We start from the raw sequence: 10,010 nt of genomic DNA on the forward strand, positions 1-10,010 counted from the left end.
AATGGGGTGATGCCGCTGCGGTTGCCCGACCGCACCATCACCGTCGCTCATAGCTACCGCCGCAGGATGCAGAAAAATATTCTCGACGTGCTGTTGGAAAAGACCAAACTGGATCCGGTGGTGAGGGGCACGTTGCCGCAACTCGACTCGTTGCCTGCGGCGATCACTCGGCGATGGCCTGCTGCAGACATCGACGCGTTGCTCTCGCCCGGCGGGCTCGACAAGATACCGATTGACCATCATGTCAAACCGAGTCAAACGGTTTGCGGCGGAGCCAAACAGGCCAATGCTCGATTGACTGCGTTTATCAAAAACGATCTGGCTCGCTACGCCGACGATCGGAATCATCCTGATGAAAATGCCACGACGGGGCTCAGTCCATATTTGCATTTTGGACACATCTCGGCTCACGAAATTGTCGAACGAATCCTGGATCATGAAGATTGGACCCCTGACCAAGCGTCGGAGCCGAACGGAAAAAACAACGGTTTTTGGAACACCAGCGAGTCGGCCGAGGCGTTATTGGACCAATTGATCACGTGGCGTGAACTCAGTTTCAATCGTACGTTTCGCGAGAGTGAGACGTATGATCACTTTGACACGCTGCCCGATTGGGCGGTCAAAACGCTGCGAAAACATCAGAGTGACGCTCGCGACGAGGTTTACACATTGCGGCAGTTTGAAACTGCGGAAACCGCCGATCCACTCTGGAATGCGGCCCAACGCGAGCTCGTTCGCACCGGCGTGATGCACAATTATATGCGAATGTTGTGGGGCAAGAAAATCTTGCACTGGACCGAAACGCCGCAGCAAGCGTTGCGAATCATGATCGAGCTCAACAATAAATATGGGCTCGATGGGCGGGATCCCAATTCTTACAGCGGAATTTTTTGGACGCTCGGGCGATTCGACCGAGCCTGGGGGCCCGAACGCCCCATTTTTGGCAGCGTCCGCTATATGACCAGCGATAGTGCCCGTCGCAAGTTGAGACTAGGCCGCTATTTAGAGCGTTTTGGACCGGGAACGGATTGTTAGAGAGAGCGTCCGGCGTAGACAGCTTCGTGCATTTTTGGAGTTGTGTGATTTTCGCAACGCGTAGCTCAAACCCGGCGCGTAAGCGAGGGAATATATGGTTTTGATGCGGTCCCTTGCTGACGTAGCGAAAGTCGCCAAGACTTTCGGAGGTTCAACCGCCCTGGCTAAAGCTGTAAACGAGTTTCCTTGCCAGACAATATTGGGGGGTGAGTGCGAGAGTGGCCGGTTTTGGCGATCTTATCGATACCTCTGGATAACTTAAATTCAACTTTTTGAGGGGGTCGATTGTTTCCCAGACGGCATCTTTGGTGGGAAATCATGGCAATTCAGCGGGAATCTAGAACGAAAGGCCTTGCCGTTAACCGCCCTGCCCGATAAATTCCTCGATTCTCGCCAGCCACCGGGGCAACCCGTACGTAGGCGGCTCAACCTCAAAACACCCTTTAGCTCTCGATAAATAAAGTCAATCTCGTGGTTGCTCAACGAACATACATGGCCAAGTCTGGCGAAGTTGATAAGCAGTGGCACATCGTCGATGCATCCGACGAAGTTCTCGGTCGGTTGGCGAGCGATATCGCCGTCGTGCTGATGGGAAAACATCGCCCTGAATACACTCCGCACGTTGATTGCGGCGATTTTGTGATCGTCACCAACGCCGACAAAGTGGCAATGACCGGCCGTAAAATGGACGTTCGTCACTACACTTGGTACACCGGGCATCCTGGATTGCGTTTGGAAAGCTACAGCGATCGTCAACAACGCAAACCCGAAGATTTGATCTTCCACGCGGTTCGTCGCATGTTGCCAAAGAACAAATTGGCAACCCAGATGCTCAAGAAATTGAAAATTTATGCGGGTTCCGAGCACCCTCACACGGCACAGCAGCCAGTCGTTTTGCAACGAGTTGGCAAGAAAGCCAGTAGCGATAAGTAAATCTGGTAGAGTTTGCTCTGCTAGTTACCCTCTCATTTGATGCGTGACGGATTTTCCGCACGTGCTGTTAATCCATCTGAAAAAAATTAAACACCAGACTGATATTTATGGTCGCTGTAAAAAAGGACAAAATCAACGGTGACGCCCTCGGTACGGGACGTCGTAAAAGCAGTGTAGCTCGCGTGCGAGTTCGTGCTGGAAGCGGCAAGATCGTAGTAAACTCGAAGCCGATCGGTGAGTATTTTGTTAACGCTCAAGACCAAGCTAGCATCACGCAAACGCTCGATGCGGTGGGTTTGAACGAACAGGTCGATGTGCTTGTCCGTGTTAGCGGCGGCGGCATGACCGGCCAAAGCGGTGCCGTCCGTATGGGACTGGCTCGTGCCTTGGTTAGCTACGACGAAGCACTGCACGAACCGCTTCGCGATGGCAGCTACTTGACCCGCGATTCGCGTATGAAAGAGCGAAAGAAGCCAGGTCTTCGTGGTGCTCGCCGGGGTGTCCAGTTCAGCAAGCGTTAATCGCGGCTCTTTTTCGAAAGAGAACTGTGGCACGAAATATGCATTCCCATTTGATGGGAAATCACTTTCCCGCCATCTTGGCGGGTTAGTTTGTTCTCCGATTATGGTTCTTTCGAGAATCGATCATGGTTCTTTTGGGAATGATCGGGCGTTTGTAAGAGGTGTGCTCTTACTGGCGGTCAAGCATTTCTATCGGAATCGATGCCACTTTCTGCTGTTGTAAATACCAGCGAATACCCTCAAACGAAACAGGTTTTGTCTCTTGGCAAAGAAAGAAGAGGCCTTCGAAGTCGAAGGTACTGTAACCCAGGCACTCGCTAATACTCGTTTCCGCGTCCAACTTGAGACCGGTAGCGAAGTGATGGCGCACGTTGCCGGCCGAATGCGTAAACACTTCATCCGTATTGTTCCGGGTGACAAGGTGCGAGTTGAATTGTCGCCCTACGATTTGACCAAAGGTCGAATCATTTTCCGGGAACGATAGCGTTCTTATCTGCTGGCCCCTTTCTCTCTCTCTCTTGGCCAGCGTTTTGGTGACATTGCGTTCCGTTGTTGATGCGCGTCACCATCGGTTCTTGTGGGGGGCGTTCTCTAGGTTGAGGGTGCCATCGATCCCTGTTCCGGCTTGGTCGCTCTGTACTAGCGTGGTCGTGTACCTTTGCCCCCCGTTATGGCGACTGTAATTGTAGCGAGCACGCGAGTGATCTTGAGGTGGGTTGTTGCATTCTTGACCTTGGGTGAAACTATTGCGGTTCAGTGTGGGTAACTTAGATAGAGACTCCGGATTGGCTCGCTAAATGTCTTTGGCTTGCCCTCAGAGTTGAAGTCCGGGTACATGATTTCTGAAACACTTGCTTCGCATTCCCTAAGGATGGTTTGAAAATGTCTTTCCGTTGTTCCATTACGGTCAACCGGCTTTTTGCAGTCGTTGCGTTTGCATCCGCAGCGCTGTTTGCTAGTTCACATTCGCTCGTTCGCGCTCAAGGCACGGCACCGGCAGCCGAAGGCGGCACGGTCGTCACGGATGCCACCGAGCCTGTCGTGGTCGTCACGCTCGGTTCGGTCAATAAATTGATGCAAGACATCAATTACTTGACCGGCGTTGTGGGGCAGCCTCAATACGGCGGTATTTTTCAGATGATGGCCGGCACGTTCACTCAGGGCGTTGATCTGAATCAACCGATTGGCATTATCGTTCCGCTTGTCAACGGAACGCCTGAGCCGATTGCGTTGTTGCCAACCGCCGACGTTCGAACGGTATTAAAACGTTTGGAAGCTCAAACCGGGCCTGCGGATGAACTCGATGATGGCACGCTTGTGATCGCGGTGGGGGCAAATACCGTCTATATCCGCCAGGTCGGCACGTGGGCCGCTATCGCTCGGAACCGTGACTTGCTCTCGCTAGCGCCAACCGACCCAGCATCGTTGTTTGAAGGAATGGGGAACGATTATGACATCGCGATTCGCTTGAGAATGCAATTGGTACCCACCGAAACTCGCAACATGCTTGTTGCTCAACTTCGCCAGGGGTTCGAGCAAGCGATTTCCAAGCAAGACCAAGCCGATGCCGAAGGCACCAAGGCAATGGCCGAAAGTTCGATCAAGCAAATCGAGCAATTGATCCAAGATACCGATGAGCTCAAGATCGGATGGAATATCGATCAAGCTGGCAAGCAATTGATGTTCGAAGGATCCTTTACGGCGGTTGCCGGCAGCGAGTTGGCCGCGATGTACGGTGGCCAGCAAGCGATTCCATCGCAGTTTGCTTCGGTCATCCGTGACGATGCGGCTGCCTACTATCACACGGCGATGTCGATCGGTCCTCAGGCGGTCGAGCAAGTCAGTGCAAGTCTCGAAAATGCAACCGGAGCCATTCGTGCCGCGTTGGATCAATCTGACGATTTGTCCGATGCTCAGCGTGACGATGTCGAAGCCTTGGTGCAGCGGATCATTGATCTCGCCAGCCGTTCGGTGAAAGAAGGTAAGGCAGACGTGGGCGCTCTGTTGCTGGCCAACCAAAATGATTTCCAGTTCGTGTTTGGCGGTTTTGTTGCCGATGGAAATGAGGCTGCTCAGATTGTCAAAGACTTGGCTGCCAAGATTCAAAACGAGCCCAAGGCTCCGAAGTTTTCGTTTGATGTGAGCACCTACAAAGGTGTCACGATGCATGTGATCGAAGCCGATGTGCCGCAAGGGGAAGACGAACTGCAGAAAATGTTCGGTCCCAAATTGCGAGTCCATGTGGGAACAGGCGCCAAGTCGGTGTTTGTTGCCGTTGGCAAAGACAGCGAATCGTTAATGAAGAACTTGATCGATTCGGGGACCAGTGACCAAGGTGGCGTACGTCCGGTAGGTCAATTCCGTGTTCAATTGCTGCCGATTTTGCAATACGCACAATCGATCGAAACAAACGAAGTGATCGCTGCGATGATCGATACGCTATCGCGAGCAAGCGATGGTGGCGACGTCATGGTCGTGCAAAAATCGATCGTCAATGGACAGGAATCGCGAATGTTGGTCAGCGAAGGTGTGTTGCAGGCGGTGGGTGCCGCAGTGCGTCAAGTTCAGCAGCAGAAAATGCAGAACAACGGCAACTTCTAATTCGCCAACGCGATGTGTAGACGTTTGTAGGTCGGCCTCTTTCGAGGCCGACTTTTTTATTGTCGGTAGTGAAAATGGGAGCGCCGACACCCTTGCCGCTCCCCTACAACAAAACACTCCGTTGCTCTTAATGTAGAGGGCACGGGGGCATTGACCCCGAGGGATCTGGCCCCCGAGGGATCTGGATTTATCGACGATCGACGGTTTTTGCATTCAATCGAGTTTCCTAGTATGAAATTTCTAAATAAACATGTGCTGCTTGGTGGCGCTGCCTTCGGGGTGGTCGCCGTGGTGTTGTTGATCAATGCAGTCACTAGTTCAGGGCGTGGAAGTTCCGAGCGGGTGTTGCCTACCGATCTATCGGATTCGTCATCGCATCATAGTAATGACTCTGCACAGCAGCCAAAGACGCGAGAGTCGTCGCTTGAGGAAGTGATTCAGATCGCGACGCAGTCGCGTGTTGCGATGACGCGTTCTCTGCACAGCTATACCGCGCGGTTCGTCAAGCAGGAAGTCGATAGTAGCGGCGTGCTAGGCGAGCAAACTGAAATGCAGTTGAAAGTGCAGACCCGATTTCGCGATGGCGACGAGACCGCAGGCAAGCGTGTTTATTTGCACTTCCTTGCCCCGGAATCGGTCAAAGGACGCGAAGTTATCTGGGCCGAGGATTTGCATGATGGAAAACTGTTGGTGCACGAGGCGGGACTGTTAGGCCTAGCCCCCATTCCTCCGCTGGATCCCAATGGATTTTTGGCGATGCGAGGCCAACGCTATCCGATCTCGGAAATTGGAATCGTGCGTCTTGTCGAAAAGCTGATTGAACGCGGACAGCAGGATCTCGGGAACCCAGATATTCAGGTCACAATCACGCGTGATTTTCTGCTCGACAAAGTTTCCGCCGACTTAATCCAGGTCAAGCGAGCGAAGCCGTCGGGAAAAGAAGATGATTTTTCGCTGGCTGAAATCGTGATCGATCCGGCGCGTCAATTGATTCTTCGCTATCGCAGTTTTGGTTGGCCGCCGTCGGCGGATGAGGTAGCTCCGCTGCAAGAGTCTTACACCTACCATGATATTCAAACCAACGTAGATTTGACTGAATTGGATTTCGATCCGAAGAATCCCGAGTATGGATATCCTTAAGGATTGGCAGCGGCTGCCTTGTGCAGAAATTTGGCAAGCATTTGTCGCAGCGTCTCAAACTCAATCGGCTTGCTAAGGTATTCATCCATCCCTGCTTGTAGACACCGTTCTCGATCTCCTGTTAGGGCGTTGGCGGTTAGGGCAATGATCGGCAAGCGGTGGGATGGTGCCGAGTTGCGTTCGCGACGTCGGATTTCACGGCTCGCGGTAAAGCCGTCCATTTCGGGCATCTGGCAGTCCATCAAAACGACGTCGTAGTGATGTTCGCTGGTCAATGTGACCGCTTCGTCGCCATTTTGTGCGACGTCGTAACTGCAGCCGATGTGTTTGAGCAGTTCGCAGACATACAGCTGATTAATGCAGTTGTCTTCGGCGACCAAGACATGCCCCGTGAACTGCGAAGTCTGCCTCTGCGGTATTCCTTTTGATTCCGAGTCAGTGGATTGCTTCGCAGCCGGTTTGTGGATGCCCGCAGCTAATGCGTCAAACAACGCACTCGGCCGCACCGGATCGAGGAGCACATTTTGCACCCCGGATTGTTTCAGTTTTTCGAGCGTTGCGTCATCAAAGTTTGCTCCCATGCCGATCAGGGGCAGTGGGCACTTGTTTGCAAATTCTTTGATCGTCGCATAGGGGTTGTCCTCAATACTGCGGCAATCCAGCAGTACTTGTGAGAAGGGGGTGCCGTTGGTCTCTGCGTCAGCGATTGCTCGTAATGTTTCGGCAAGAGTGTCGACTAGTTTGAAGGGGCAGCCCCACGCTCGCAAACTGTCGTAGATTTGTTTGCGTTCGCTGTGGCTCGTGTCCACCGAAACCACGCAAATCCCCGCCAACGCTTTACGTCTCGTTTCAACAGACGGTTCCTCGGCGGTGAGTTCCATGTCTAATTCCACCCAGAATTTCGAGCCGACGCCCGCTTGGCTCTCCACACCGACCTCGCCACCCATGAATTCCGCCAGTTGTTTGCAGATCGAAAGCCCCAATCCAGTACCGCCAAATTCGCGTGAAGCGGAGGGGTCCACCTGTGAAAACGGTTTGAATAAGCGATCACGTCGGTCGGCGAGGATGCCGATGCCGGTGTCTTCGACAGAGAAGCGAAATCGCATCTGTTGCTGTTTTTGCTCGACACATTCGGCTCGCAAGATAATGCGTCCAGATTTTGTGAACTTCACCGCGTTACCGACAAGGTTTACAAGGATTTGCTGCAAGCGATTTCCGTCACAGCGAGCCGTCACGCAGGCGCGCGGATCGATATGGCACAGCAGGGGGACCCCTTTTTGTTGAGCGCTGAGCGAAAACATGCTGGTGATGGAATAGGCGAGCGATTCAATGTCATGTTCCTGGATCTCGAGTTCAATCTTTCCCGCTTCAATCTTGGACAGATCCAGGATGTCATTGATCTGTTGCAATAACGATTGACCGCAGGTGTGTGCCGCATCGACGAATTTGCGTTGCTGCTTGGTTAATTCGGTCTGCATCAACAATTCGTTCATCCCCAGGATGCCGTTCAGCGGGGTGCGCAATTCATGGCTCATCGAGGCCAGGAAGTCACTCTTAGCTTGATTGGCAAATTCGGCTGCATCTCGAGCCTGAACCGCGTGATCGATCGTATGCTGTGATTCTTTGAGGTTCTTTTGGCTCCGCCGCAGTGATTCGCTGGCGAGTTGCTTCGAGCGAATGGCGCGAATTGAAAAAAGCGAGATTGCAAGCAGGGTTGCCGTTGCGATCGCAAAGACGATGCGTATGTGAAGGAAGATTTCGGAGTATTCTGCGTCGGAAATCTCCGAAGCGACGACGATAAACTTTTCCTCTGCGATGACAGAGTCGGTGTTCGAATCGTCGGCGACACTCTCCTTCAATCCCACTTTGCGCCAAGTCAACGACCCTGAGGACGTTCGCGAGTGGCCTCGCGGATGGGCCTGGATATTTCTCCACAGCTCGGCGTCCGTTTGGCTTAGTGGATTTGTTTTTCGTTCAGGGAACAGGAATCCCCATTCCAGTTCTGGTTTGGCGGCTTTCAGCCAATAGCCGTCGTCATTAATGATCCGCAAGCGATGTTGCGTCTTGGGACGCATTTCTTCGAGGTGTGCGAGTGTATTGGCGCCGAGATAGTTAATCACATAGACCCCGCGTCGTTGTCCTGTCTCGTCAAACACCGGCATCGCAAACCGCAACACTTCGCGAAACGGTTGTTCAATCTCGCCATGTTCGACGTTCAGATCGAATGCGGAAAGGTAGAGTTCTCCCTTGGCGAGTCCGCTTGCTTTTTGAAAATATCGACGGTCGGATTTATCTTGAAGCCTCTCTGGGGCAACGACCTGGCCCGGCTGATTGACACGCATCACCTCGAACCCTTGTGAATTCAAATAGCGTATCTGGTCGTATTCGGGTTTAAGCCGGCTGAAGACGACAGCTTGCTGAATCGCTCGCTCCAGTGCCGCAGGGCGACCGGTGGTCACATAAGAAATCAAGCTGCCATCATTGACCAGTAACCGGAGATTGTCGGCAACGGGATGCAAGCTCGATTGAATATGCTGAGCAAAAGTGTCAATGCGGCTGCGTTCTTCATTAAGCAGCGCCTGTTCAAGATGTTTCGTTTCTCGTAGATAGAACATCCCGCAGCCGATCAACACAATGCTGCCGACTAACAAGTACGACAGCAGCGAATCAACGCGGTTGGGGGTCGGTTGAAGCTTCGTTTCTCTATGCATAAAACAATCCTCTTGCCCCATCCGACCGGTTTGATTTGATGATGGCGGGTGCTCGGGTGTTCCCTATCCGATATTGTCTAGGCGATATCGGATTTAGGTCGAGCGCGTTGTAGGTTTTCGGTGGTAAGCAAACGAGGGGCGGGGGGATCGCACAAAGGGGGCCGCATTGCGGGAACCCTTTTGCATGGCAGGCTGCTGAGAGATAAGAGCGTTGCAGTCGTAGGACAAGATTGTATTGAACAAGTAGTCACGTGGTTACTGCGTCGGAGGGGAGGGTTGCGAGATGGGGCAATCTAATGACGATTTAGGGAGGGCAGCGGGGAGAGGGCAGCGGGGAGAAAGTGGAGGCGATTTCTGCGAAATACAGCGTCGTTTCTGACCCTATGGTGTGGGACCTTAGCATAAGATGGCGCTGGCGTTTGGACAACTTCAACTCCAAGCATCGGTGAGGCTGCCAAATGCAATGCAACCTGAAATCGGCTACCGTTATTCCTCAAATGCCATTCTGTTTTAGCGAATGGAGGGTGATCTCATCATTAATGTACACCCAATTGAACCTGCGGTGGTAAATAGCCGCGGGTCTACGCAAGACGAGGGGCGGGCAGTCGCGGCGACACCAACGCAACAGCGGGCGTCGCAACTTGTTTTGTCGCAACGGTTTGCATCAAAAGAAGCGGTCTCGCAGTGAAGCGGCGAGGATACGGCGGCACGGACGACGCGTAGCTACTGACTGCAGGGCGGTTGCGGTGATCTGTTTAGGGGGTGGCGGGCTGCTCAGGGGAATTTGGGTGAGGCGGCGAAGTGTGGCAAGGGGCCTGGCACGTTTGCTGGCAATGGGATTGTAAGTGGTGTGGCGAAGATCAAAATTTGGTGCCAGCCACCATCTTTGCCAGCCACCATCTTTGCGAGGCGCCTATCCAGTTGGTGCCAGGTATCCAGTTGGTGCCAGGCACCCAAATTTGACTTGCTGTGGATTTCGGCTCTAATACCAACAGCCGAATCATCCCTCAAACACGCGGAGGTGTCTGATGCCGCGACCACCACGAGCTGAGCAATTCAGCCCCGACGA

7 protein-coding genes are annotated in these 10,010 nt (G+C 53.1%); 6 read left to right on the forward strand and 1 reads right to left on the reverse strand.

Features of this window, described 5'->3' with window-relative positions:
* The 6 genes from ABX962_RS19980 to ABX962_RS20005 form a co-directional block, all read left to right on the forward strand.
* Nucleotides 1-1,035: deoxyribodipyrimidine photolyase (locus ABX962_RS19980; protein ID WP_372721785.1), on the forward strand; the 1,035-nt coding region annotated here is incomplete at its 5' end.
* 492 nt (nt 1,036-1,527) lie between these two features.
* A complete protein-coding gene (gene rplM / locus ABX962_RS19985; RefSeq protein WP_339938909.1) occupies nt 1,528-1,968 on the forward strand; it encodes a 50S ribosomal protein L13 in 441 nt (146 codons plus the stop codon).
* Nucleotides 1,969-2,075: 107 nt separating this feature from the next.
* On the forward strand, nt 2,076-2,489 hold the full coding sequence (gene rpsI / locus ABX962_RS19990; RefSeq protein WP_339938859.1) for a 30S ribosomal protein S9: 414 nt from the start codon (nt 2,076-2,078) through the stop codon (nt 2,487-2,489).
* A 262-nt stretch (nt 2,490-2,751) separates the two neighbouring features.
* Entirely contained in the window at nt 2,752-2,973 is a 222-nt protein-coding gene (infA, locus tag ABX962_RS19995) for a translation initiation factor IF-1 (protein WP_040764994.1), read from the forward strand.
* A gap of 398 nt (nt 2,974-3,371) precedes the next feature.
* Nucleotides 3,372-5,090 carry a hypothetical protein gene (locus ABX962_RS20000; RefSeq protein WP_372721786.1) on the forward strand — a complete coding sequence of 573 codons (1,719 nt, stop codon included), beginning with the start codon at nt 3,372-3,374 and terminating at the stop codon, nt 5,088-5,090.
* A 231-nt stretch (nt 5,091-5,321) separates the two neighbouring features.
* On the forward strand, nt 5,322-6,230 hold the full coding sequence (locus ABX962_RS20005) for a DUF1571 domain-containing protein (RefSeq protein WP_372721787.1): 909 nt from the start codon (nt 5,322-5,324) through the stop codon (nt 6,228-6,230).
* Here ABX962_RS20005 and ABX962_RS20010 read toward each other — a convergent pair.
* Nucleotides 6,227-8,941 (reverse strand): response regulator, encoded by a 2,715-nt coding sequence (locus tag ABX962_RS20010; protein WP_372721788.1) that lies wholly within the window; start codon nt 8,939-8,941, stop codon nt 6,227-6,229. The two genes, ABX962_RS20005 and ABX962_RS20010, sit on opposite strands and share 4 nt — an antisense overlap.
* Between the last annotated feature and the right edge of the window lie 1,069 nt (nt 8,942-10,010).

The organism is Novipirellula sp. (genome assembly GCF_041583735.1).
In the GTDB taxonomy this organism is placed as follows: domain Bacteria; phylum Planctomycetota; class Planctomycetia; order Pirellulales; family Pirellulaceae; genus Novipirellula.

Bases quoted from the DNA above. Each gene is read 5' to 3' on its own strand.
- rplM (WP_339938909.1), top strand. From the start codon at position 1,528: ATGGCCAAGTCTGGCGAAGTTGATAAGCAGTGGCACATCGTCGATGCA.
- rpsI (WP_339938859.1), top strand. From the start codon at position 2,076: ATGGTCGCTGTAAAAAAGGACAAAATCAACGGTGACGCCCTCGGTACG.
- ABX962_RS20000 (WP_372721786.1), top strand. From the start codon at position 3,372: ATGTCTTTCCGTTGTTCCATTACGGTCAACCGGCTTTTTGCAGTCGTT.
- ABX962_RS20005 (WP_372721787.1), top strand. From the start codon at position 5,322: ATGAAATTTCTAAATAAACATGTGCTGCTTGGTGGCGCTGCCTTCGGG.
- ABX962_RS20010 (WP_372721788.1), bottom strand. From the start codon at position 8,941: ATGCATAGAGAAACGAAGCTTCAACCGACCCCCAACCGCGTTGATTCG.